General features: G+C 68.3%; 22 protein-coding genes and 4 pseudogenes. 14 read left to right on the top strand and 12 right to left on the bottom strand.

The features are described 5' to 3' along the window. The 5 genes from ABZ899_RS31360 to ABZ899_RS31340 form a co-directional block, all read left to right on the top strand. On the top strand, positions 1 to 454 hold a 454-nt coding region (locus ABZ899_RS31360; RefSeq protein ID WP_361352680.1), incomplete at its 5' end, for an IS630 family transposase. 459 nt (positions 455 to 913) lie between these two features. Then, entirely contained in the window at positions 914 to 1141 is a 228-nt protein-coding gene (locus ABZ899_RS31355; protein WP_361352678.1) for a ferredoxin, read from the top strand. Next, the gene (locus tag ABZ899_RS31350; RefSeq protein ID WP_361352675.1) at positions 1131 to 2525 is read left to right on the top strand and encodes an FAD-dependent oxidoreductase; all 1395 of its coding nucleotides are present in this window, start codon (positions 1131 to 1133) and stop codon (positions 2523 to 2525) included. The genes ABZ899_RS31355 and ABZ899_RS31350 overlap by 11 nt, the downstream gene beginning before the upstream one ends. Positions 2526 to 2560: 35 nt before the next feature. Further along, on the top strand, positions 2561 to 3787 hold the full coding sequence (locus tag ABZ899_RS31345; protein WP_361352672.1) for a cytochrome P450: 1227 nt from the start codon (positions 2561 to 2563) through the stop codon (positions 3785 to 3787). 327 nt (positions 3788 to 4114) lie between these two features. After that, on the top strand, positions 4115 to 4462 hold the full coding sequence (locus ABZ899_RS31340) for an alpha-amylase (RefSeq protein ID WP_361352669.1): 348 nt from the start codon (positions 4115 to 4117) through the stop codon (positions 4460 to 4462). A gap of 553 nt (positions 4463 to 5015) precedes the next feature. On the opposite strand, the pseudogene ABZ899_RS31335 reads toward ABZ899_RS31340, so the two are convergent. Further along, a pseudogene (locus tag ABZ899_RS31335) lies at positions 5016 to 5612 on the bottom strand (hypothetical protein). 242 nt (positions 5613 to 5854) lie between these two features. Here ABZ899_RS31335 and ABZ899_RS31330 point away from each other — a divergent pair. After that, on the top strand, positions 5855 to 6460 hold the full coding sequence (locus ABZ899_RS31330; RefSeq protein ID WP_361352666.1) for a dihydrofolate reductase family protein: 606 nt from the start codon (positions 5855 to 5857) through the stop codon (positions 6458 to 6460). Between the two features lie 219 nt (positions 6461 to 6679). Then, positions 6680 to 7717, top strand: coding sequence for a hypothetical protein (locus tag ABZ899_RS31325; protein WP_361352663.1), 1038 nt, complete (start codon positions 6680 to 6682; stop codon positions 7715 to 7717). A 75-nt stretch (positions 7718 to 7792) separates the two neighbouring features. Here the strand turns inward: ABZ899_RS31325 and ABZ899_RS31320 are convergent, their stop codons facing one another. After that, complete coding sequence (locus ABZ899_RS31320; protein WP_361352661.1) at positions 7793 to 8311, bottom strand: YceI family protein; 519 nt, start codon at positions 8309 to 8311, stop codon at positions 7793 to 7795. 278 nt (positions 8312 to 8589) lie between these two features. On the opposite strand from ABZ899_RS31320, the gene ABZ899_RS31315 reads away from it, so the two are divergent. Next, a complete protein-coding gene (locus tag ABZ899_RS31315; RefSeq protein WP_361352658.1) occupies positions 8590 to 9267 on the top strand; it encodes a MarR family transcriptional regulator in 678 nt (225 codons plus the stop codon). Positions 9268 to 9499: 232 nt separating this feature from the next. On the opposite strand, the gene ABZ899_RS31310 is transcribed toward ABZ899_RS31315, so the two are convergent. After that, positions 9500 to 10243 carry a helix-turn-helix transcriptional regulator gene (locus tag ABZ899_RS31310; protein ID WP_361352655.1) on the bottom strand — a complete coding sequence of 248 codons (744 nt, stop codon included), beginning with the start codon at positions 10241 to 10243 and terminating at the stop codon, positions 9500 to 9502. 54 nt (positions 10244 to 10297) lie between these two features. On the opposite strand from ABZ899_RS31310, the gene ABZ899_RS31305 reads away from it, so the two are divergent. Next, positions 10298 to 11494 (top strand): MFS transporter, encoded by a 1197-nt coding sequence (locus ABZ899_RS31305; RefSeq protein WP_361352652.1) that lies wholly within the window; start codon positions 10298 to 10300, stop codon positions 11492 to 11494. Between the two features lie 40 nt (positions 11495 to 11534). On the opposite strand, the pseudogene ABZ899_RS31300 reads toward ABZ899_RS31305, so the two are convergent. After that, positions 11535 to 11917, bottom strand: a pseudogene (locus ABZ899_RS31300) (IS5/IS1182 family transposase); the annotation flags it as partial. An 86-nt stretch (positions 11918 to 12003) separates the two neighbouring features. Further along, positions 12004 to 12792, bottom strand: a complete 789-nt coding sequence (locus ABZ899_RS31295) for an SDR family NAD(P)-dependent oxidoreductase (RefSeq protein WP_361352649.1) — start codon at positions 12790 to 12792, stop codon at positions 12004 to 12006. A gap of 121 nt (positions 12793 to 12913) precedes the next feature. On the opposite strand from ABZ899_RS31295, the gene ABZ899_RS31290 reads away from it, so the two are divergent. Next, positions 12914 to 13552, top strand: a complete 639-nt coding sequence (locus ABZ899_RS31290) for a TetR/AcrR family transcriptional regulator (RefSeq protein WP_361352688.1) — start codon at positions 12914 to 12916, stop codon at positions 13550 to 13552. A gap of 164 nt (positions 13553 to 13716) precedes the next feature. On the opposite strand, the pseudogene ABZ899_RS31285 reads toward ABZ899_RS31290, so the two are convergent. Continuing rightward, positions 13717 to 13812 (bottom strand): annotated as a pseudogene (locus tag ABZ899_RS31285) (hypothetical protein); the annotation flags it as partial. Between the two features lie 129 nt (positions 13813 to 13941). Beyond that, positions 13942 to 15135: an alcohol dehydrogenase catalytic domain-containing protein gene (locus ABZ899_RS31280; RefSeq protein WP_361352646.1), complete on the bottom strand. Its 1194-nt coding sequence runs from the start codon at positions 15133 to 15135 to the stop codon at positions 13942 to 13944. Positions 15136 to 16147: 1012 nt separating this feature from the next. On the opposite strand from ABZ899_RS31280, the gene ABZ899_RS31275 reads away from it, so the two are divergent. The 3 genes from ABZ899_RS31275 (at position 16148) to ABZ899_RS31265 (ending at position 18040) form a co-directional block, all read left to right on the top strand. Then, positions 16148 to 16303, top strand: coding sequence for a hypothetical protein (locus ABZ899_RS31275; protein WP_361352643.1), 156 nt, complete (start codon positions 16148 to 16150; stop codon positions 16301 to 16303). 403 nt (positions 16304 to 16706) lie between these two features. Then, positions 16707 to 17294, top strand: coding sequence for a sigma-70 family RNA polymerase sigma factor (locus ABZ899_RS31270; RefSeq protein ID WP_361352640.1), 588 nt, complete (start codon positions 16707 to 16709; stop codon positions 17292 to 17294). Beyond that, the gene (locus tag ABZ899_RS31265) at positions 17291 to 18040 is read left to right on the top strand and encodes an anti-sigma factor (protein ID WP_361352638.1); all 750 of its coding nucleotides are present in this window, start codon (positions 17291 to 17293) and stop codon (positions 18038 to 18040) included. The genes ABZ899_RS31270 and ABZ899_RS31265 overlap by 4 nt, the downstream gene beginning before the upstream one ends. A 181-nt stretch (positions 18041 to 18221) precedes the next feature. Here the strand turns inward: ABZ899_RS31265 and ABZ899_RS31260 are convergent, their stop codons facing one another. The 4 genes and pseudogenes from ABZ899_RS31260 to ABZ899_RS31245 all read right to left on the bottom strand — a co-directional run bounded on the left by ABZ899_RS31260 (position 18222) and on the right by ABZ899_RS31245 (position 22001). Then, a complete protein-coding gene (locus ABZ899_RS31260; RefSeq protein ID WP_361352635.1) occupies positions 18222 to 18680 on the bottom strand; it encodes a class I SAM-dependent methyltransferase in 459 nt (152 codons plus the stop codon). 259 nt (positions 18681 to 18939) lie between these two features. Beyond that, positions 18940 to 19364, bottom strand: a pseudogene (locus ABZ899_RS31255) (NAD(P)-binding protein); the annotation flags it as partial. A gap of 238 nt (positions 19365 to 19602) precedes the next feature. After that, the gene (locus ABZ899_RS31250) at positions 19603 to 20262 is read right to left on the bottom strand and encodes a fasciclin domain-containing protein (RefSeq protein WP_361352633.1); all 660 of its coding nucleotides are present in this window, start codon (positions 20260 to 20262) and stop codon (positions 19603 to 19605) included. Between the two features lie 107 nt (positions 20263 to 20369). Beyond that, positions 20370 to 22001: a molybdopterin-dependent oxidoreductase gene (locus ABZ899_RS31245; protein ID WP_361352630.1), complete on the bottom strand. Its 1632-nt coding sequence runs from the start codon at positions 21999 to 22001 to the stop codon at positions 20370 to 20372. A 286-nt stretch (positions 22002 to 22287) separates the two neighbouring features. Here ABZ899_RS31245 and ABZ899_RS31240 point away from each other — a divergent pair, with 286 nt between their 5' ends. Next, positions 22288 to 22449, top strand: coding sequence for a hypothetical protein (locus tag ABZ899_RS31240; protein WP_361352627.1), 162 nt, complete (start codon positions 22288 to 22290; stop codon positions 22447 to 22449). A gap of 238 nt (positions 22450 to 22687) precedes the next feature. On the opposite strand, the gene ABZ899_RS31235 is transcribed toward ABZ899_RS31240, so the two are convergent. Further along, complete coding sequence (locus tag ABZ899_RS31235) at positions 22688 to 23539, bottom strand: DUF4394 domain-containing protein (RefSeq protein WP_361352624.1); 852 nt, start codon at positions 23537 to 23539, stop codon at positions 22688 to 22690. Positions 23540 to 23920 lie beyond the last annotated feature (381 nt).

Below are 23920 nucleotides of genomic sequence, written 5' to 3'. Positions count from 1 at the left end.
GACCACCTTGTTCGCCGCGTTCGACGTCGCCACCGGCGAGGTCATCAGCTCCCTGCACCGCCGGCACCGGGCGACGGAGTTCAAGAAGTTCCTGACCCGGATCGACAAAGAGGTGCCCGCACACCTGCAGATCCACCTGATCTGCGACAACTACGGCACCCACAAGACACCCGCGATCGAGACATGGCTGTCCAAGCACCCCCGCTTCCATATGCACTTCACCCCGACCGGCTCCTCGTGGATCAACCAGGTCGAGCGGTGGTTCGGGTTCCTGGCCGACCAGAAGATCCGCCGCGGCGCACACAAGAATGTCCAGAGCCTCGAAGCCGACATCCGCGCCTGGGTCAAGAACTGGAATGCAGACCCCAAGCCGTTCATCTGGACCAAGACCGCCGAGGAGATCCTCGAATCCCTCGCACGAATCTGCCGACGGATCTCCGGCGCAGGACACTAGTAGTGCTTCGTCACGTTGGGTGATGTGGGCTGTTCATGGGCAGCCCCGTGGGGCGAGGTCGGGGCAAGTGGAACGGCCGCGGGGCGAGGTGGCGGAGTGCGTGCCGATGTGTTCGGGTCGTTGTGCGGCGGGATCAGCGGCGGTGGGGCGAGCGCTGTCTGCAGGACCTGATGCTGGATGGCCGGCGCAAGGCGATCCGGCCGAGGGCCGAGCGTCCGCCGGACGGGAACGTGCTGGGAGCAGAGCGACGGCGCGCCCGGTACCCACGGTGACGATCTCCTGCGGGGATGGAGTGTTCGGCGGGGCCGGACAAGGTGATGCCACGCTGCTCCCGCGTTGCGTGGCCCTCCCGCCGAGTTGATCCTGTACAGGAGGTATGTCGACCATTCGAGTGAACCGAACGCATAGGGCTGCGTGACCTGCGGACTTCGCGGTCCGAGTGAGGGAGCGGGGTTCCAGATGAGGCTTGTCGTCGATCTCAACCGATGCCAGGGCTTCGCCCAGTGCGCCTTCCTGGCCCCGGACGTCTTCACTCTGCACGGCGAAGAGGCGCTGCTCTACACCTCCCGCTTCGACGAGGCCCTGCGTGACCAGGTGGAACGAGCCGTGGCCGCCTGCCCGGTCCAGGCCATTCTCGCCGACTTCTCCGACGAACCGACGAGGGGGGTGGGGGGCCGTGTCGGCTGACAGCGGTGCCGCGGCCCTCCGGCGGGAGGGACGCATCGTCGTCGTAGGTGCCTCGCTGGCCGGACTGCGCGCGGCGGAGGTCCTGCGGGACGGGGGCTTCACCGGGTCGCTCACCCTGATCGGTGACGAGCCGTACGAGCCGTACGATCGGCCCCCGCTGTCCAAGCAGGTGCTGCTGGGGCTGGAGAACGCCGAGGCGACCGCGCTGCCGCGCAGGCGGGAGATCGACGCCGTATGGCGTCTGGGCGTGGCCGCCGCGGGCCTGGACCGAACCGCCAGGCAGGTGATCCTGGCGGACGGCGACACCGTGCCGTACGACCGCCTGCTGATCACCACCGGTACCAAGGCCCGGCCCTGGTTCCATCCGGAGCAGGCGGCGCTGGACGGGGTCTTCGTGCTGCGTACCCGTGACGACGCCGCGCAGCTGTGCCGGAAACTCGCCACCGGCCCACGTCGGACACTGGTGATCGGCGCCGGATTCACGGGCTCCGAGATCGCCTCCGTCTGCCGGGAGCGCGGCCTGGAGGTGACGGTCGTCGAACGCGGCCCGGCACCCCTGGTCGGCGCCCTCGGCGGGGTGATCGCCGCGGTGGCGGCCCGGCTACAGCATGATCATGGTGTGGACCTTCGCTGCGGAGTCAGTATCACCGCGCTGGAGGGTGACCAGGCCGGACGGCTCCGGCGCGCCCACCTGTCCGACGGATCGGCGATCGACGTGGACGTGGCGGTGGTCTGCCTCGGTGCCATCCGGAACACCGAATGGCTGGCCGGCTCCGGAGTGGCCGCCGGCCCCAGGGGGATCGCCTGCGACGCGGGATGCCGGGTGTTCGACGTCAACGGCATCGTCACCGACGACATCTATGCCGCCGGCGACGTCGCCCGGAGCCCGCACCCGCTGTTCGGGTACCAGTTCCTGTCGCTGGAGCACTGGGGCAACGCGGTCGAACAGGCTCGGATCGCCGCCCACAACATGATCAGCGCGGGTCCCGAGCGCTGCCCGCACCTGTGGGTGCCGATGTTCTGGTCGGTCCAGTTCGGCGTGAACATCAAGTCGGTGGGTGTGCCGACCATGGGCGATCAACTGGTCGTGGCGCAGGGGGCACTCGCCGAGGGGCGGTTCGTCGCGGTGTACGGGCATCGCGGCCGGGTCATCGCCGCGGCATCCTTCGACGCGGGCAAGTGGCTGGGCCACTACCAGCAGCAGATCGAGACCGGAGCGTCGTTCCCGCCGGACCACCCAGTGGTGGACGGGCGTGCCGAGGCCGTGCAGCCGATCGATCCGGCGTTCCCGGACCCCCACCTGCCCACCCACGGACCGACCGTCACCCTGACCGGCCACTCACCGACCGAGCGGCGTGTCCACTTCGTCCCGGCACGCGCCTGATCATTTTTGCGGACCGTCGGTCCTCAGGAGACACCATGACTCTCGGCACCCTGTTCGCGCAGATCACCGACTATGCGAATCGCGCCGACCCGTACCCGCTCTACGCCGCACTGCGCGCCTCGCCGGTCAGCCGTCAGGACGATGGATCGTACCTGGTCAGCACGTACTACGAAGTGCGGAGCCTGGCCAACGACCCGCGGCTGAGCAACGACGCGCGCAACCGCACTCCCGGCGCCGACGGCCCCGCCATGCCCGAGGAGGACACGAACCTGCCGCCGAGCTTCCTGTTCCAGGACCCGCCAGGACACGACCGGCTGCGCAACGCGGCGATGCGGCCGTTCGGGCCGCCGCACAGCCCCAGGTTCCTCCACGACCTGCGCGGAGAGCTGGCCAGGGTCGTGGCCGACCTGTTCGATGGGCTCGAAGGCAGGGACGAGATCGACGTGGTCGACGACTTCGCCTACCCCCTGCCCGTGACGGCCATCTGCAAGGTCCTGGGCGTGCCGCGCGAGGACGAACAGCGCTTCCACGGCTGGGCCGACACCGTCGCGTCGGGGCTCGATCCCAGTGGCGGGCAAAGAGGCATGGAAAAGGCACAACAGGCACGCCGCGAGCTGGGCGTCTACCTCTCCGGCCTGATCGACACCAAGCGCCGCAGCAACGGCAGCGGGATCCTGGGTCCCCTCGCTCGCGAAACAGGTCCCGGCGGCAGCATGTCGACCGCGGAGCTGGTGTCCACCGCGATACTGCTCCTGATCGCGGGCCACGAGACCACCGTCAACCTGATCAGCAACGCGACACTTACCCTGCTGCGCCACCCCGAGGTCCTCGAGCGGTTCCGGAAGGAGCCGGAGCTGGTCGTCCCGCTCATCGAGGAAGTGCTGCGGTACGAGCCGCCGGTCCAGTTCATACCGTTCACCACCGCCCTGGCCGACATCGACATCGCCGGGACCACCGTGCGCAAGGGTGCGCCCGTCCGGCTGATGCTGGCCGCGGCCAACCGCGACCCCAAACGTTTCGAGGATCCCGACCGGTTCGAGCCCGATCGCGCCGACAACCAGCACTTGGGGTTCTACACCGGCATCCACTACTGCTTCGGCGCCCCGCTGGCCCGGATGGAGGCGCAGATCGCCCTGCCGGAGCTCTTCCGCCGGATCAAGAACCCACGGCTGCTGGCGGACCCACCGCCGTACCGCGCCAACCCCGTCCTGCGCGGCCCTCGCCACCTTCCCGTGGCGATCGACGGCCTCACCGCACCCTGACGCAGGAGCCGTCCAGCGGGGGCCGTCGCCTTTTACTGCGGCCACTTGTGGCTGCTCTGCCGCACGGCCCCCAGAAAGACATGCCACATCAGCGGTCTGCTCACCAGACCAGCGATGTAACGAGTGTCCGAAAGCGGGAGCACTGTAGATCACGACCACCGACAGTGCTCCCGCCTCGCAAGGAGGGGACGAAAAGCGACTGCCGTGCAACGATTTCAGACCCTGCCATTCCTCATGGCCTGCTCCTTTGTATGCAGTGCCGAAATCTGTCTGAAAATCCTTGCTGAAAATTGCAAGAGTGTCTGTGGTGGCTTGAGGATGGGCCGCATGACCAACCACATGACGCGACGCGCACCTGCCTTCATCGCCGTCCCCGCCATCGTCGCGGCGGGTCTGTTGATGCCTTTGACAGCCGCACCGTCCGCCGCCGCGACCGTCGGAGCGCCGGCTCCGCAGTGCGTCGAGTACTTCCAGAGCTGGCGGTACACCGATGTCCACAACGGCTGCGTCGACGCCGTATCCATCACGGTCGAGTACACGAACAATCAGTGGGCCCCGTGCCGCGTCATCGAGCCCGGAGAGCGGGTCACCTTTGCCGGATACGGGACGAGTGGCAACTACGTCACGGGGCTGCGGACATGTGATCCCACCCTCGTCACCACGGCCAGCGCCTGAACCGAGCGCCACAAGACGTCGAACCTGCGCTGGCCTGACGTCGCCGCTTCGCGCCTGTCGGGGCACAGCAGTCGCCCACCATGAAACCTGAAGCAACTGTCGGGGGCCGCTGCCGGCAGACAGGGAAAGAGCTGGGCATAGGTGTGGATCATCGGGGTAGTCGCCAGTTGTCCGGTGGGAAGGCTGGGGCCGTCAAGCCTGGGGAGGTCGAAGCGGCCCCGGCCTTCCCACCGCAGCACAACGGTCGACGTGGGCCGCTCCGACGGCGGGAAAGTCTGCGATCCGTGGTCCGAGACAGCGCGTCATCTCAATCCCGCTACAACGGAGCGGATCAGAGCACTGCAGCCCCGCGCCACAGCCGGAGGTGTGCAGCCTGCCCTCCGAGTCCCAGTCCGGCCGTGGCGGGTGCGTCGGTCTGTCTGTTCTCGGTGTGACCAGTGGCTGCCCAGTGCCGCCTCGGCCTACGGGCTGCCTCCTGCCGACCGACAGACCAGACAGGGCGGCATCAGTGGGGGAGGTGTCCGCACCTGCGCCAAGGCAGGTGAGGTGGCCGCTACGTCGTGGGCGCGGAAGGGGTGGGGAGGCGAACCTCCAGCACGACTGCCGTGCCGGCCACGGTCCGGTCCTCGTGCATGGTGATCTTCTGGCCGGTCCGGACGTGCGCCCAGTGCGCGGGGGTGAGGGGGATGAGGCGCACCGTGGCTCGGCCACCAGGCCGCAGAAGGGGCATGTCTTCGACCCAGAGTCCGGCAATGCTGACGGAAGCGCCGCCCGTGGGGGAGAGGGTGCCGATGTCCCACATGGGTCGCAGAACACCGTGACCCGGGATCGGCGTCGTGCGTCGGGCCTCGCTGGTGGGCCGCAGCGTCATGTCTGCCCGGACCATGCCGTTCCTGATCTCGGAACATCGCCAGTGGCACCAGGCCGTGCTCCGCTCGAACCCGAGTTGCGCAGCCGCCTGGGCAAGCTGCTCTTAGAAAGCCAACGGCAGCGGAGGTGCGCCTCCGAGTTCCTCCAGCAGGTGCAGTGCGGTCTGCCATTCGTCGTGGACGAGATAGTCCCAGACGTCCCGCACTGAGATGTCGTTCTCGGTCGCGACCTCTTGCGGAACGAGGAGCGAAGCTGATTCGAGCAGCTCAGTGACATTCATGCGGTCATTGTCGACGACGTTGTCGAACTGCCTCGGCGCAAGGCCAACCTCCCGTGGCACGGCGTTGACGCGGGGGGCACGGTCGATGAGCGGCAGGGCGGTCGTGGTCATCGTGGTCTGTCCGATTGCGCAGACCTGACCGGCTGCAGGTTCGCGGGTTTTTGCGTTCTTCACAGCGTGGGCGATGAGTTTGCGGCTGTGGGCCGGTCCAAGCTGGTGACCACTTGGGAAAGGACACTGTCATGTCGGAGCTTTTGGTCGACTTCATCACTTCTCTCGACGGGTACGCGTCGGGGGAGGGGTGGCCCGGGTTCTGGGGGCTGGAGGGCCCGGAGTATCTCGGATGGCTCGGGGAGCAGCCGAAGGCCACCTACTTGATGGGGTCGAACACCTACCGTCTGATGTCGGGGTTCGCGGCAGGGGAGGTCCCGGCCGGCCAGGACGAGTTCAGGCCCGAGGAGGAGGCGTCCGTCGACGAGCTGACGCAGGCGTCGAAGGTGGTGTTCTCCTCGTCCCTGAAAGAGCCTCTGGCGTGGGCGAATTGCACGCTGGTCCGTGAGGACGCGGTCGAGGCGGTCCGTGCCATGAAGGCGGAGGGCTCGGGGCTTCTCAGCACGATCGGCAGCCTCAGCCTGTCCCGGTCACTGCTGCGGGCCGGACTCGTCGACCGCTTCCGGGTGGTGATGTTCCCGGTGATCACCGGGGCCACGGGCGAGGAACGCATCTACGACGGCTATCCGGATGTTGCCCTCGAGATGATCGACCACCGCACCTTCGACGGCCGGACTCAGCTGGTCGAGTACAAGCCGCGGGTGCTCGAACACCCGCCGCTCGGTGTCCCTGGGTGACGCCGCGCCGTCGACTCCGTCCCCGGCGCAGGGCTGTCAGTCGCTTCGGCTGTTCGGCTGTTCGGAGCCACATGGTTAGGCCCGGTGCGGTCGGTCGGGGAGGACCACTGCAGGAGTGAGTTCATGTCGCCGACCGACGGCCGCAGATGGCTGTTGAGGCCGGCCGCTGGTTCGTCCGCCCGCCGAACGACTTGCCAGGTGACCGTAGACTCGCGCGCCATGGAAGAGACGTTCGAGCTGGGGACCATCAGTTGCCCGTCCGGCACCCTGGTGATCATTGACGGCGGTCACCTGGGACTGTGGAGCGGGGACCGGTCGCCGGCGGAGATCGATCCGGCTTCCTTGGGTATCGAAGACGCTGTCATGGCCGCCGACGTCACGGGCGCCGTTGACTTCATGGTCACCGGGCCGGATGCTGCCGACGCTCTTCGGACCTTCGGTCGGCAGCCAGGCTGCAGGATCCATGACATCCCTGCCTCGAAAGCCGCCGAATTCGAGGCGACTTTCGACGGACACTGCCGATCTGCCGGTCTCGACGCCCGGCTGGAGGCCTTGCCGGTTCGGGAGGCGCATGCCCACAGGGCCCGTCGGACAGGCGAAGAGGGTGGTGGCAGCTTCGGGATGTTCGGGGTGCCCGTCGTCGCACTAGGTGGCGTACCCCGAAGCCGACACCTGCCCGTACTGGCTACACGGGTCGACCACGGCGACGGTGTCGGGGAACGCTGGTCCGAGATCTCGATCCGGACGGGTGAGGGCCGGGTGACGTCATCGGTTTCCTTGGGTGACGTAGGCGTGGACTGGGCACGTGTACTTTTTGGCGATGTCGACGCCCTGAACAGCTGGCAGCACGACGAGCCGGTGGACGGCTTGGCCGACGTGGCGTTCTGGGGTGCTGCGGCAGACGCAGCGGCCTCGACGTTTGCAGCACCTGAACTGGGCGAGCCCGGTGAGGACGGTGTTCGCGGGTGGACCGGCCTTCCCGTCTCGGAGGCAATCGACAGAGCACGCGCTCTGTCGAGATGGAAGGACGAGACCGGACAGCGAATGGCGGTGGACTTCCGACCCCACTCCCATCACTGGCAGATCATGCGCGAGGTACGTGCTTCGCAGGTCGAGGCCGGATCCGTGGAACTCGATGGTGCCCGCGTGCTGTGCGCAATGACCAGCTGGGGCGACGGCTTGTTCCCCGTAATCGCCGATCTGGATGCGGCGGGTGACCTCCTCGCAGTGCGAGTGTGCTTCTCCTCCGCTTCCTGAACAGCCGGCCCGGAGCGCGCGGGACGGGTACGTAGTGCCGTACCGCGGTGAGCACTTTCATGCACCACGACCGGTTCAGCAGTGCGCGACGACCTCCAGAGTGATCTTGAGATGCCGACCCGTCATACCCTTGGCCTTGGTGATGCCGAAGGCGTACCGGTCGATCGTGGTAGTGCCGCTTGCTGTCATCCGCTTGCCCTCCTGGGCCACCGTGCCGAGTGTGACGGTGATCGGCCGAGTCACCCCGCCTACTGTCAACTCGCCGTACAAAGTGGTATCGGCGTCGGATCGTTCCACACGCTGGCTCCGGAATCCGATCTCGGGATGTCGAGCCACGTCCAAGTAGTCAGAGGACCTGACGTGGTCGTCACGCTGTTGATTGCCCGACTCGAAGCTTCCTGCCTCTATTACGACGTCCACCGACGACTCGTCTGCCGGCTCCGCCACAGTGATGCGGCCATGACCGATGGCGAAGGTCCCTCGGACTGGGAGCAGCCCGAACATGGCGCGTGTGTCGAAGCGGACCGTTGATGCCGCCTGATCGATCTCGTATGCACCTGCTGCCGGTAAGAGCTGGTTCCCCGATGCCGCCATGAGCTCGTAGCCTCCGTGTGCTGAAGATCAACCCGTGCCGGGTCAGCCTCTCGCGGCGGCAGCGGGTATGCCAGCCCCCGCGTGCCGACGTGGTTGACAAGGACGTCCTGGAAGCCGGCCAAAGCCACGTCGGTTCTCATAGACATTTCTGCGGCGTTGACCGCCAAAGTGCTGTCTGAAACCGTCGACAAACGTTGTCCGCTCTCGCTTGCGAACCCAATCACCAGGTCGTCGAGGTCGCGGTCAGCGCGATGCCTTCTGCTGCCCTGCGTAGGACGGTGACGCACGCAGGCGGCCGCAGGCCCGTCGACGAAGAGGTTGCGGAGATCTTCGTCGAGGAAGATCAGGCGGATGTGGCGAGTGAGCACTATTGCGCCGTCCACGATGAGCACGGTGTCCTTGCGGGACCGTCGATGAGGCGGGAGCGCCAGCTGGCTCGCGATTATGACAGCACTGTTATTAGGGCTGTGACTTCTTCGGATCCCACGGCGGTACCGGACCCCTGGCATTCTCTGCACGAGCTTCTGGCAGCCATGGATGCCGAGATCGAGCAGTTCTACATCGAGCGCGGCATCAAGGGAGTGCGGCCCCGGTTCGCCTATCCGCTGATCCGGCTCGCGCACACCGGACCACTGACCATCCGTGAGCTCGCGGAGTCCCTGAACCGCTCGCACTCCGCGGTCAGCCAGACCATCGCCGCCATGCGCAAGGAGGACCTGGTCACCTCCGAGCCGGGGCCTGACGCCCGTACCCGGCGGATTGACCTGACCGAACGCGGCCGGGCACTGGTGCCGTTTCTCGAGGCGGGATGGCGGGCCACCCATGCCACCGTCGCCGAGCTGGACGACGAGATCCCGCATCCGATGACCGCCGTCGTCGAAGAGGTACGTCAGGCCCTGGAACGCCGGTCCATGCGGCAGCGGATCCTTCACCACCTTGCCGAGCCACCGCGATGACGGGACGTGTCCGTATCAGGTTCCTCGACACCCGCCCCCTGCGCAGCAGTAGGCCGTTCCGTGACCTGTGGATCGGCACCTCGACCGCTCAGTTCGGCGGACAGATAGCCAACGTCGCAGTATTAACGCAGGTCTGGGACCTGACGAACAGCCCCGTCGGGGGAGAGCAGCCGCCGATGCCCTGTCTGGCAGTTGACGTTGATGGTTCGTTCGCTGACCGGTCGTCGCGTGATTAGGTGGTGGGGCGGGTGCCCGGGGTGTGGCCGAAGGTACGGCGGAAGACGCTGATGAAAGTGCTGGCGGATGACCAGCCGCAGCGGTGGGCGACTGCGGTGACCGGGGTGTCGTCGGCGAGGAGGATGAGGGCGTGGTGAAGCCTGATCTGGGTGCGCCACTGCGGGTAGGTGAGGCCGAGGTCGTCGCGGAGGCGGCGCGAGAGGGTGCGGGCGCTGGCGCCGATCTGGCGTCCGAGGTCGTCGAGGGGGCGGTTGTCGGCCGGGTCGGTACGCAGGATGTCGTGCAGTTCCCGGAGCAGGGGATCGGTGGGGGCCGGCAGTCGCAGAGGCTGCTCGGGGGAGAGGGCGAGTTGGTCGAGCATGACGGCGCGCAGGCGGTGGCGGGATGGGGTGTCGTCGCAGGGGTCGCGGGTGTAGGCGACGATGAGCTCGCGTAGGAGAGGGCTGACGGTGAGGACGGCGGGTCTGTCCAGGCCGAGGGGGTTGTCGGTGGTGGGCAGGCCGACGAGGTGGAGGTCGAGGTCGCCGTGGGCCTGGTGCTGGTGGACCGTGCCTGCGGGGATCCAGAGCGCGCGGGTGGCAGGGGCGATCCAGGAGCCGGCGTCGGTGGTCACCGCGATGGTGCCACGGCTGGCGTAGGCGATCTGGTGGTCGTCGTGGCGGTGTGCCTCGATCTCGCCGCCGGAAGCTAGGCGCCGGGTCCGGGTCGGCGCGACAGGTGTTCGGCGGATCTTCTGCATCACCTGTCAATCTATCGAAAGTGCGACACGAGCGGGCCCTTCAGCATGGGAAGGGTGCGAAGGCATACACCGATCTTGCTGCTGGCCGCAGGGCACGCCTGCGTCGACATCTACCAGGGCGCTGTCGCGGCGTTGATCCCGTTCTTCGTGGCCGAGCGGGACTACACCTATGCGGTTGCCTCCGGCATCGTGCTGGCCGCGTCCCTGCTGTCGTCGCTGGCCCAGCCGCTGTTCGGGGTGCTCGCTGACCGGTGGGCCATGCCGTGGCTGCTGCCGGTCAGCACCTTGCTGGGCGGGGCGGGCATCGCGGTCAGCGGCCTGAGCGGCTCCTACGGGATCACGCTGTTCTTCGTCGCTGTGTCCGGCATCGGCGTGGCCGCCTACCACCCGGAGTCCGCGCGCGTGGCGCGCCAGGCCAGCCAGGGCAGCCACAGCGCGATGAGCTGGTTCTCTCTCGGCGGCAACATTGGTTTCGCGCTCGCCCCGCTCATGGTGTCGGCCACGATCGGGCAGGGCTCCCTGCACCTGACACCCGTCCTCGTCGTGCCCGCCCTCGCAGGCGCCGCCCTGTGTGTGCCTGTCCTGCGGATGCTCGCCCAACCTCAGATCGGCACGGCCACGACACATACGCCCCGCCGCGCGGACGACGTGGCCTCGTTCGTGAAGCTGTCCCTGGCGGTGGTGTTCCGCTCCATCGTCTTCACGGGCTTGAGCACCTTCATCTCCCTCTACGCCCAGCAGCGCATGCCAGGCAGCACCACAGCGGGCACCCTCGCTCTGTCCCTGCTGTTCTTGGGCGGCGCAGTCGGTTCGGTCCTGGGCGGAGTCCTGGCCAACCGCTACGACCGCGTCCGCGTCTCCCGCTGGTCCTACCTGCTCTCCATCCCCGCCGTCATCGGCGTGATCCACGCACCCGGCCCGGCCATGTTCTGTTTCGTGGCCCTCACCTCGGCCGGCCTGTACGTCCCCTTCTCTCTCCAGGTCACCCTCAGCCAGGATTACTTACCCTCCCGCATCGGCACCGCCAGTGGCATCACCCTCGGTCTCACCGTCAGCATCGGCGGCCTCATCAGCCCTCTGTTAGGAGTCCTCGCCGACACCACCACCCTCCGGACCGCCCTCACCCCTCTGATCACCATGCCGGTCCTCAGTTGGCTCCTCTTCCGCACCCTGCCCGAACCCGCCACCCGGACCGTTACCCCCACTCCCGCATCCGCACGGCGAGACGCCCAGACCCGCACAGGCCGATGAGCACGATGCGGCCCGCTGGCGGACAAGGTCACGGACGAGCAGTCGAGTAGCGGCAGTTTTGGGGCTGTTCGGCGACCGAATGGTCGCGAGTGGGCACGGTGGTGCCGTCCACGATGAGCACGGTGTCCTTGCGCGCAACCGCCGACGAGGCGGAAGCGCGAGCCTGGGGGCCGAGGTGGTCAATGGTGCGATCGGCCGTGAACTGCGAGATGCCGATAAGCGGGCAAGCTGGCGCATCGGCAAAGTTCGTGCGCCCGTAAGCAGCACGCGGTCTTCCAGCGGCAGATTCCACGGACGGCCCCGCCGCACCGCATCCGCGCCCTCCCGTCGCAACTCGGCCACCAACCTGCGCGAGCAGTGCGGGCTCAGCCCAGTGAATGGAGCTATCCGGGACGGCTCGGACGCCGTGATCACAATTGCCACAGGCCCGTCATCAACGCAAGGGAAGATCGCTTCGCCTTGAGCAAGGTGGGCGTGCGCGAGTGCACGCTCCGAACTGCAATGCCGGCTCAAGCTGCGTTGTCGGATCCGGGTTGGAGCGCGGGGCCGAGAAGCAGGCCCCCGTCCAGGACGAATTCCGAGCCCGTGGCGAAGGACGCGTCCTGGGACGTGACGAAGAGCAACAGGCGGGTGATGTCGGAGGGTTCGGCGAGCCGGGGGATGGCGAAGGGATCGGGCGAGTAGAGGTCGGCGATGGCCGGCTGGCCCGCGACGGTGGGTTCGTTGATCAGCGGTGTGGAGACGACGCCGGGGTGGATGGAGTTGACCCGGATGTTGTCCCGCCCGAGCTCCAGTGCGGCTGTCTTGGACAGCCCGCGCACGGCCCACTTGCTGGCCGTGTAGGGGGCGTAGAAGGCCGTGCCGACGTGGGCCATGGTCGAGGCGATGTTGACGATGGTTCCGCCACCACCCCTGCGCATCGACGGAGCCACGGCCCTGATGCCGAGGAACTGACCGGTGACGTTGACGCTGAAGGTGTGCTCCCAGGCGCGCAGTTCGGTGTGCTCGATAGGGGCCGCCGGGTTCTGGATGCCCGCGTTGTTCACCAGGACGGTGATCGGCCCGAAGTGGTCTTCGACTTCTCGTACCAGTGCCGCCCAGTCGTCCTCGCTGGTGACATCCAGGTGAACGGACAGAGCCCGATGGCCGAGCTGAGCGGCGAGATCGCGGCCGGCGTCATCGTCGCGGCCGGCGATGACCACGTTCGCCCCCTCGGCGTGGTAGCCCCGCACATGACTGCTGCCCATACCCCCGCCGCCGCCGGTGACGATGACGGTCTGGCCCTCAAAACGTTCCATGGTGGCCCCTTCCCGGCTTAAGCACTGGTGAGCCGAGTGACTCACCTCCCTTCTCAAGGTAGGAGCAGGACCAGAGGTGAGTCAAGTGACTCACCTCGCGATGAGGGGCATACTGGAGGGCATGACGGCACAGCCTTCCGAATACCACCGGCGCGTGGCAGCGCAGAAACGGACGTCCATCATCGAGGCGGCGACAAAGCTGTTCCTCGACTCCGGCTACGACGGCACCTCGCTGGCCCGCATCGCAGAGGCGGCCGGAGTATCGAGGGCGACTCTGTTCAAGCAGTTCTCCACCAAGGCGGCCCTGTTCGAGGCGATCGTCACCGAATACTGGAAAGTCGACGACGGGGAGGCACCCCTCCCCGAGCCCGGGAACCTCCGCGCCGGGCTTGAGACCATCGGACGCCGCTACGTGGCCCTCCTCACCCAGCCCGGCATGGCCGCCCTCTTCCGCATCGTCATCGCCGAGGTACCGCGCTTCCCCGAGCTCGGCGAGACCCAGTTCAACCTCGGCAAGATGCCCTACTTCGAATCGGTCCGCCGCTACCTGGCAGCGGAGAACGCCGCTGGTACAGCCCGGCTCGACGATGCGGAGATGGCGGCGACCCAATTCCTCGGGATGATCTCCAACTTCGTGTTCTGGCCGCGGATGCTGCTCGCACGCTGGGAGCCGGACGACACCGCTATCGGCAGCGCGGTCGACCAAGCGGTGCTGACCATGCTCGCCCGATACGGCGCCCCAGGCACCCGCGGCACCTGAGTCACGGGGCCCCACCGCTCTGGGTAACTACCTTTTGCCTCCCGCGCACAGGCAGGCCCTCGATTCTGTCGAGTACTCGATCCTGGCGAGTAGGGGGCGCCACCGCGTGCAGCGGGTAGGGCAGACGCTCGTCCGCCCCCAGCGGTCGTCACTGTGACGACCGCGTTGTCGCTTTTGCCGTGGCGGCCCAGCCAGTGCCGGCTCACGTGCGCGGTCGCCGTTCCCTCCTTTGGGTCCCCGGAGTTGTCGACGACCAGCACCCGCCCGCGTGTGGGGCCGACGTTGCCGCACCGAGCAGGCGTGAGAATGGGCAGTCCGTCGCTTCATTTCGAGCGACGGACTGCCCACGACGCTGTTGCTCGTGAGTTCGCGGGGGCGGCTGAAGGGCTTTAGGCGGGAATGAGGCCATGGGGGTCGATGATGAACTTTTCGGCCACTCCCGTGTCGAAGGTCGCGTAGGCCTCGGGGGCGTCGTCGAGGCTGATCACCCTCGTGTTGAGCATCGGGCTCAAGTAGGGCATGCGGTCCCACAGGATCGCCATCATCAGCTCGCGGTTGTAGTGCATGATCGGTGCCTGCCCGGCTGCGATCCGCGGCGACTTGATCCAGGCCTTGCCGAAGTCGATCGGGTACGTTCCCTCTTGCTCGGCCTTCGACTTCGCGAGCGGGTCGGGGCCGTAGACGCCGATGACGCCCGTGGCTCCGCCCGCGCGGGTGGCGTCGATCACCTGGTTGACGGCGTAGGCCGGGTCCATGTCATCGGCCTCGCGGCCGATGCCGTGTGCCTCGGTGCCGACGTAGTCGACTGCGCAGTCGACCCGGGGTTCGCCCAGGATGGCCTCGATCTGGTCGGTGAGCGCTGCGTCCTGGGTCAGGTCGATCGTCTCGCAGCCGTTCTGCTTCACCAGCTCCAGGCGGTCCTTGTTGTGGTCGCCGACGATGATGCAGGACGCCCCTAGGAGGCGCGCCGATGCTGCGGCGCAGCGGCCGACCGGGCCGGCGCCGGCGATGTACACGGTCGAGCCCGGCTGGGCGCCGGCCTCCATGAGACCGTGGAACGCGGTGGGCAGGATGTCCGAGAGCAGCGCCAGGTCACGGATCTTCGCCATGGCCTGGTCCTTGTCGGGGAAGCGCAGGAGCTGGAAGTCGGCGTACGGGACGAACAGGTACTCGGCTTGGCCGCCGTCCCAGTCGCCCAGGTTGAAGCCGTACGCTCCGCAGGACACCTTGGGGTTCGTGGTCTCGCAGACGTCGGTCCGGCGGGCCCTGCAGTTGCGGCATCTGCCGCAGGCGACGTTGAACGGGACGGAGACGAGGTCGCCCTCGCTGAGGAACTCGACGTCGGGGCCGACCTCGATGACCTCCCCGGTCATCTCGTGCCCCATGACCATGCCCTGGGGCACGGGGAAGGACCCGCGGTAGATGTGCAGGTCGCTACCGCAGATGTTGGTGGCGACGAGCCTGAGGATGACTCCGTGCGGGGCCTCCTTCCCGTTCGGCATCTGAAGCTTCGGGAAGTCTAGAGACTCGACGCGCATGTCTTTCGGGGCCTGGAAGGTGACGGCGCGGTTGCTGCTTGCCATGACGATCTCCTTTGCTGATCCACGGGGACTCGGCCGTGGGAGTGCCGACGGTCATCGGGTGGCTTTGCGACTCGGCTTTCCCTACGTAGGGCTGCCACTCGACGTCTGCGTGCCGGAGCCGGACCCTCTATGCCCTGCGTGCCACGCTTCCGGTTAAGCACGTCATCTGAATCAGGGCATCAGCGCGTCGTTGGATTTGAGGCATGACCGACGCAGCAGCGCCTGCCCCCAGAATTACTTGCCCGTCCGGGCCTACGTCCGGGTGACGGGCGCTCGCGAGCACAATCACAAGAAGACCTCATAGTCCCGCGCGCCGCAACCGTGGTCTTCATGGGCATCTCAGGGCCGGGGGCATCGCCGGCAACCATGCCGAGTACATTCTCGTCCCGTTCGCGGCCCAGGGGGTCATGTCGGTGCCGGACGTCCGGGACGACCCCACGGCACTGTTCGCGTCCGACTCGGCGCCCACCGGGTGAATGGGTGCCGACGTGGGCGGAATGAAGCCGGGCGACGTGGTCGCCGTGTGAGGTGTGGGCGGGCTGTCTGCCAGATGGCCACACGGGCGGCGCTGCTCGGCGCCGGCCGGGTTATTGCTGTCGACCAATTCGAGTACCGCCCGGACATGGCCCGCCGGCACGTCGGCGCAGTGACTCTGAGCTACGGGCTGGTGGCTGGACGGCGCTTGGCAGGCATGCCGGTGACCGCACAGCCCGCTGACCAGTCAAAACGGGTCCATCACCAATCCGGAGGCAAGATCTCCGCTACCGCTGATGCTCCGGCCTGCTCATCGATCTCTTGGACGAAGGCACCGGCCGCCTCCACCCGCGATCGGTCGCCCTGCACCAGCTTCTGGTGAGCCTGGACCGGCCGAAGAGCCGACGGATCTGGCTCCGCGACCCACGGGCTCCGGCTCTCCTGCGTGACCTTGCCAGCGGTACCGTGCCGCTCACCCACGATGCGACTCAGGGCCCTGCCGGACGGGCGGACCGACGCCCACTTGCGTAATCTCCTCATGGACAGCGGTGTCGTGCCGCACTTCGACCGGCTCCTCCTGCTGTTCGAGCGGCGGCTCGCCCAGCGGATCGCCGCCACTTCAGTGAGACCCTCGCCCCGGCCAGCGACCCTCCGCTCCTCGACCTACTCGTCCTGGTCTCCCTTGGTGGGCTGACCGGGCCGAAGCCGACCCCCATGGTGTTGGCCGGCTGTGCCACCCTGTTCCTGCCGCCCGCCCTCACGAGCAGCGCGAGGCTCCTGCGCGCCATGCTGGCGCCTGGTCATCTGCCCGGCGTGGACATGGGTGAACCGGATGACACTGATCGCCGGGCAGCCGCACTCCAGTGGGGCGTCTGGTCGACCACCCTGCCGACGTGACCGGTTCCGTTGGAACCGTGTGTGAAGCGTTCGACGGCAGGCCCGTGCGCGGCCGACGGAGACCCTGGCACCGGCCGTCACATCCTGCGGGCCGAGGAAATGTCGTATGCTGCCCGCCTTTTGGCATGTGACCAATCCGCAGCCCGTGTGGCCCCGGATTACCCAGGGACGTTCCGTCCCGTCACGTACACGGGAGAAGCATGGTGAAGGAACCAGTACACATCGGCACGCGGCAGCCGGTGAAACCTGACCTGCAGCGTCTGCTGCACGAGGTGGCGCTGGGTGATCAGGAGGCCTTCGCCGCGGTCTACGACGCCGTGGCCGGTTCCGTTCTCGGTGTGGCCCGGGCTGTTCTGCGTGACCAGGCACAGTCGGAAGAGGTGGCGCAGGACGTGCTGGTGGAGGTGTGGCGCACGGCTCCGCGTTACCGGCCCGAGCGGGGCACGGCGATCAACTGGATCCTCACGCTCGCTCACCGGCGGGCCGTGGACCGGGTGCGGTCGGTGGAGGCGGCGGCGGCCCGTGACACCAAGGCCGCGCTGCTCGATCATCAGCCTGCCTACGACCAGGTGACCGAGGAGGTCGAGACCCGGCTGGAGCAGCAGCAGGTACGGCGCTGTCTGCGCACCCTGACCGAACTGCAGCGGCAATCGGTCACTCTTGCCTACTACCGCGGGTTGACCTACCGGGAGGTCGCTGAGGCGCTGGCGCTGCCGGTCGGCACCGTCAAGACACGTTTGCGCGATGGGCTCATCAGGCTCCGTGACTGCCTGGGGGTGACCGCATGACCACAACCGATCTGCACACGCTGACAGGCGCCTACACCCTGCACGCGCTGGACGGCGAGGAACGTACCGCCTTCGAGCGACACCTGGCCTCATGTGATTCCTGCGGACAGGAGGTCGCGGAGTTCACGGCCACTGCCGCGCGGCTGGCCCGGGCCGCCACGGTGCGCACCCGCCCCGTCATGCGGGAGCAGGTCCTTGAGCGCATCACCACGGTGCGGCAGGCGCCCCCCGGTGCCGCGGCGCTGGAGCGGGTACGCCGGGGCGGTCGGCGCGGGCGGGCTCTGGGACGGTGGGCGCTGGCCGCCTGCGTGGCCGCCGCGGCGGCTTTCGGCGGCACAGCCGTGTGGCAGTACGAACGCGCGCAGAGTGCTGTGGACCGGGCGGCACAGGCGGAGCGGCACGCGGCGGACGTCGCTGGAGTGCTGACCGCGCCCGACGCCAGGTCCCGCTCGGTGAAGGTGGCGGGCGGCGCGGGCACGCTGGTGGTTTCCGCCAGCCGCGACCGGGCCGTCTTCGCGACCTCCGGGATGCCTGCGCCGCCGCGGGGCAAGGTGTACCAGCTGTGGTTCGCCGACGGCGGGAAGATGCGTTCCGCCGGGCTGATGGACCCAGGCCTGGGGAGTCAGGCCGTGCTGATGCAGGGGGCCGTCGACGGCGCCTCGGGCGTCGGCATCACGGTGGAACCGGCCGGGGGATCGGATCAGCCCACCTCGGAACCGATCGCCCTGCTCGGCGTTCCGGCGTAGACAGGAGCCGGTGACGGGTGGGAGAAGCCTCCCAGCGGGCTTCCCCCACCCGTCACGACATGGGTTGACCGGTGCGAGCGCGGTGGCCGCGGGAAGAAGCCGCTGGTGCGTGTCACATAGCGGTCCCAGCCAGGCTGGTGGGCCATGTGCCGTTCCAGGAGCCGTTTCCCGCTTCCTTCTATCAGCAGCGCATCACGGTTAGGGCTGCGACCTGCCATCCGTCGTCGTCGCAGGCCGAAGATTCCCCACGAGACGCGGAAGTCACACCACTGTCCTCCGTGGCCTTAGGTCGTACGGCCAGGAACTGGTTCGCGCCCATGCGCCGCTCCTCGAAGGCCAAGGCCGCGCCGATCAGGTACAGCCGCCAGACGCGGGCCGTCTTGTTTCCCGCCAACCGGACGAAGTCGTCCCAGGGTTCTTCCAGACGGAGGTGCCAGGCGTTGATGATGCGCGCGTAGTGCTCGCGGCGACTCCACCGAACGTACTTCCAGGCCGGCCCCTTCCAGCAGGCCGACGGTCTCGCCCATCGGCCGCATGTGCGTTCCGGGGCGATGTACGCCTCAATGCACGCGCCGCCGTCGGGCGCGGTCGCGCTGCGGGACGTCTGCTGGACCGGTACGCGCCCGCACGGGCGGACCACCGCGTCCGGGCAGCAGCGAAGGCAGGGTATTTGTCGTCCCGACGTGCTCGCCCATCTCGATCGTGGCCACGGCGTCAAAGACGGAGCCGGTGATGTCCCGGTCGTTCTGGCACACCACGGCCACCAGGTGCTCCAGCCTCCAAGTACGCACCTGCTCCCGCACGTATGCCGCCCTGTTCACGCGCCAGGGTCACGGCGGTGACCTGCACCTGGTGCTTCTGCGCCGCGTACAGGTTCAGCGACTCCGGCCGCAGCCGATGAAGCGCGGCACCTCAACCAGCATCCGCAAACAGGGCACGCGCAGTGTGTTGCGCGGCTGGGCGAACAGTCCGTGCAGCCCGCGGGCTTCGGCGTATTCCAGGCCGCATCCCTCGCACCGCACGGACATGTTCATCTTCAACTCCTGCATGGCGACGTTGAGTTGACGCAACAGTCCGAGCAGGTTCAGGTAGATGCGGCGGTGGTGCACGATGAAAGCGGGTCGACGCGGTGCGTGCGTCCGTCGGGCGCGGCCAGTTCAGGGGTGTGGGCGTGGCCGCCGAGCCGGCCGTAAGCCTCGTAGAGCGTGACGTGGTGGGCGCGGGCCAGGATGTGCGCGGCGGTCAATCCTGACACTCCGCTGCCGATGACTGCCGTACGGCGGGCGTGTGGTGGCCGCTGCTTGTCCGCTCGGCGTTGCGCCACACGGTCGGTGCCTGGTGTTCTGTCCCTTCCCGGACGGATGAACGCCACCTCACAGAGCCGACCTGGCGGTGCCGCGACCGCCCGGCCGGCCGGCCGTGAGGATGGGCATTCGGTCCGCCTGCCGCCCACCGCCCTGCCGGCAGTCGGGCGGGCCGGATGCCCCGGCACAAGGAAAGCGCCCCCCGGATCACTCCCGTCAAGGCGACCGGGCGGGGGGCGCGTCCTAGGCTCACAGATGTCAGCTCTTGGGCATGAGAACGGTGTCGATGATGTACACGTTGGCGTTGGCGGTCTTGACGTTGCCGCAGACGACCTTGGCCGAGTCGTTGACGGTGTAGGACTCGCCGGAGCCGGAGGTCGTGATCTTCGACTTCTCCAGGGTGGTGAAGGAGCCGTTCTCCAGGTCCTTCGGCGTCAGCTTCTGGCCCACCACGTGGTACGTGAGGATCTTCGTCAGCTGGGCCTTGTCGTTCAGGACCTTGTCCAGGGTCGCCTTCGGGATCTTGGCGAAGGCGTCGTTGGTCGGCGCGAACACGGTGATGTCCTGGGCGTTGTTGAGGGTGTCGACCAGACCGGCCTTCTTCACGGCCGCCACCAGGGTGGACAACGCCGGGTTGTTGGAGGCGGCGGTGGCCACCGGGTCCTGGGCCATGCCGTCGAAGGAGCCGGCGCCGTCCTTCGGCACTGCGGAACAGGCCGCACCGAACGGCTGGTCCGTACCGCTCGCGGTGCTGCCGGAACCGGCCATGTCGTCGCTTCCCTTGGTGTCAGAGGCCGACGCCTTGGTCGAGGAGCCGGACTTGCCGGAGTCGCTGTCGTCCGAGCAGGCGGTCAGGGCGAGGGGAAGGACGGCGGCAGCGGCGAGCAGGCCGACGCTACGACGGACACGAGTGTTCATGATGTTCTCCTGAGTGAACGGGGCAGCACGATGCGGCCGCGTAAGGGGTTGTCGTGGAAAGGTGGTTCGGAAGAGAGCGCAGGCTCTCGGGTCAGGTGGGCAGGTGGTCAGTCGACGGTCACGACGACGGAATGCCATCCGCTGGCGCCGTCGGGGATCGTGCGGGTGCGGTGGTCGGTCTGCACGGTGCCCGTGCGGTCGGTGGCCCGAACGGTGAGGGTGTGGCTGCCCCGGGTGGCCTGCCAGGGAAAGGACCACTGCCGCCAGGTGTCCAGGGTGTCCTCGGTGGCCAGACGTGCCTGCAGCCAGGGCCCGTCGTCCACGCGGACCTCGACCTTGTCGATGCCCCGGTGCTGCGCCCAGGCGACCCCGGCGACCATCACCGTGCCCGCGTCGGGCCGGGCGAAGGGCTTGGGGGTGTCGATCCGCGAGGCGGTCTTGATCGGGGCCCTGCGCGCCCAGCCCCGCTTGACCCAGTAGGGGTCATACGCCTCGAAGGTGGTGAGCTCGATGTCCTCGATCCACTTGCAGGCCGAGACGAACCCGTACAGGCCCGGGACCACCATCCGCACCGGAAAACCATGGGCGAAAGGCAGCGGCTCGCCGTTCATTCCGAGGGCGAGCAGTGCGTCTCGGCCGTCCATCACCTCCTCGACCGGGCTGCCGATCGTCATGCCGTCCACCGAGCGCGCCACGAGCTGGTCCGCCGGGCCTCCCCGGGACGGCGGCCTCACCCCGCACTCGGCCAGCAGATCGGCCAGCCGCACGCCGATCCAGCGGGCGTTGCCCACGTAGGGGCCGCCGACCTCGTTGGAGACACAGGTCACCGTGATGTCCCGCTCGATCAGCTCCCTGCGCAACAAGTCGTCGAAGGAGTAGTCGACCGCACGGCGTACGCCCTGGCCATGGACACGCAGCCGCCAGCTCGTCGCATCCACCCTCGGTACCACCAGCGCGGTGTCCACCCGGTAGAAGCTGCTGTTCGGGGTGGTGAAAGGGCTGATCCCCGGAACACGCAGCGCGGCCCTCGCGGGGACCGGCGTGGCCGGTGACCCAGGTCGCGGCAGCACGACCTTCTTTCGTGAGGCGACCGCGTCCTGGCCGCGCGAGGCGTTCAGTGACCGGCCGGCCCCGCCCACCACGGCCGAGGCCGCTGCGGCGGACGCGGCCACGAGGACGAATCCCCGCCGGTCCCATCCCGCGGAGGCCGGCAGACCGGCCCCAACTCCCTCGGGCACTTCCTCGCGCCCATACATCGGCGGGCGCCTCACCACGGTGAGGCGACCCGTCAGGACGTACAGAAGCACAGCCCCAGCAAGGGCTCCCACGACCGACGGCAGTACGTCGGCCAGGCCGGTGGAGTCGGGCCGGCCGGCAGCGGCAGCCGCCCCGACGGCACCGAAGAGAAGGACCCCGGCGGCCCCGGCCCGCCGGAACCGCACCGCCAACACACCCAGCACCAGCGCAAATACGGTCAGCACGGTCAGGATGCCGAGCTGCAGTACCAGCTTGTCGTCGGTGCCGAAGTGACGGATCGCCCAGTCCTTGACCGCGGCGGGCGTCATGTCAATGGATGTGGCACCCACCGCGATGACCGGACTCGACTGCGGACGGACCGCGGCAGCGACCGGTTCGGCCACCGCCAGTGCCGCGAAACCGGCCAGCGCTCCGCTCAGCGCACCCAGCGCCGGACGCGGCCGACCCGGCCGCACCCGCTGCTCCCTCTCTTCGTCCCTCACACCGGGAATCCGGTTCTGCGCACCGGCGCGGATTGGTCCCGGACCTGATCAGGTGAAAAGAGAACTCGCACCAATCCGCCCTGCATTCGGCAACGGATTACCCAGTTGTCGCCCGACAGAGATCACCAGTACCGCTGCTCCCGGACCACGAACGGCGCCCTGCCCCTGGGGCCCGGGACTGGGCGCACCCGTGGCTCCGCGTCAGTCAGAGCCGCATCGGCCGTGAGTCACGGACTCCCGCAGTCACGACCCAGGCAAATAGATCGATGGCCGCATACGACATCTCGTGGCCGGCCCTCGCAGCCTGCCGCTGATGGTCGTGGCCCACCCCGTCCCGCTCCACGATGCCGAGGCGGCGAAGGACGTCCCTCTCCAGCTGCGGCTGACGCACCGCAGGAGCACCGTCGTCCGGGCCGCCCGCTCCTTCGGGGGCAACGCCATGACCTAACCCGCACACCATCTGCGTACCTCGCTGTCTGGACCGCTGCGCAGCCGACGAAAATCTCCGGATTCGTCCTGCCGCCCCCGCCGCCGGCTCGCATGCACCCACCCGGCAATTCGGGCCGTGAACGGCAGCCGTCACCCTGTACACGTGCACCAGTTCCGGCACCGACTGTGGACACGAGCCGGACGGTCTGTGGGAGACAGCTCCCGCAGACCGCTCCAACTGCCGCCGTCCTTGGGGGCTACTTCTGGTCGATCGGCAGGGCCAGGTCGGTGACCTGGAACTTCTTCGGGAAGGAGCCCTTGTCCGTTGCCTTTCCGGTCAGCAGGTTCACTCCGTACAGACGATAGGCACCGGCCGTGCCGATGGCTGCGAAGCCGCGGTTCATGCCGCTGGCCGGGTGGTAGTAGATGTCGAACCCGGCGTCCAGGGCCGCGTCGACACCGAGGTTCCCGGTGGGCGCCAGGGTGCCGGCGTTGGCCGGGGACTGCAGCGAGATCCGGTCGGCCATCGTGTCGAGGTCGAACAGGGTCGTCGCCGTCGCGGTGCTGAGGTCGTTGTTGGTGTACGCGGCGCCGGTCACACCTCGCGCGGTGGACGGCGGTGTGGTCGGGTTGGTGAGCGTCCCGTCGACGGTGGTGGTCAGCGGGGCAGCGGGGTCGTCGATGTTGTGCCGCAGGTTCTGCCCGGTGTCGGAGACGACCCGCAGCCGGTTCGCGGCCGGGTTGAAGTCGACCCCGAACGCGGTGCCCGAAAGCGCCACCGTCAGCCGGGAGACCTTCCGCGCCTTCGCGCGGGCGTCCAGGGTGTAGATGCCACCCCTGTCGCCGACGCCGTACAGCTTCCCGTTCTGCACACGGAAGTCGATTCCCACCAGCCTGCTGTCCCCGGCCAGTCCGGAGATCTTGCCCAGCGCCCGGGCACGGGCGGGCCTGTCGACATTGAAATGGACCAGCCGCTGACTGTGCGTCAGGCCGATCGCGGTCAGCCCGCCACCCCTGGCCGAGGCCGGGACGTCACCGAACGCGAGCGCGGGAGCCGCGCACATGGCCGCCAGGACGACGGCAGAAGCCGCCATCACATGTCTACGCATGTTCTCTTCCCTTTCCCGATGCCCCGGACAAGATCGCCCAGAGCTCTGAAGGGAATCCGCCGCCCCGCCGCACACGGATGGGCGCCCGCCGCGCCCGCCACCCGGACAGCCCCCACACATCACCCGTACAGCCTCCGCGCGGCACCAGTCCCGCACCGCAGCGCGGCGACCTTGCTCAGCGACGGCACGAACCCATCTGCTCGACCGGGGCATGTCCGCGTACCGGCGTGACGGATGGTCTCGCGGCAGACGCGAGGGCGTGAGCCGGCGGTGTGCTGGGGGTACGAAACGACAGGGGCGCAGGGGCGTCCTGAAGCGCAGGCAGGCCACGTCGCCCTGACGAGCGGCGACGCCGGTACTACCACCTCGCGCATGTCGCTC

This window comes from Streptomyces sp. NPDC046859, from assembly GCF_040645135.1.
Classification (GTDB): Bacteria; Actinomycetota; Actinomycetes; order Streptomycetales; family Streptomycetaceae; genus Streptomyces.
This window is presented reverse-complemented; position numbering and strand designations above follow the sequence as displayed.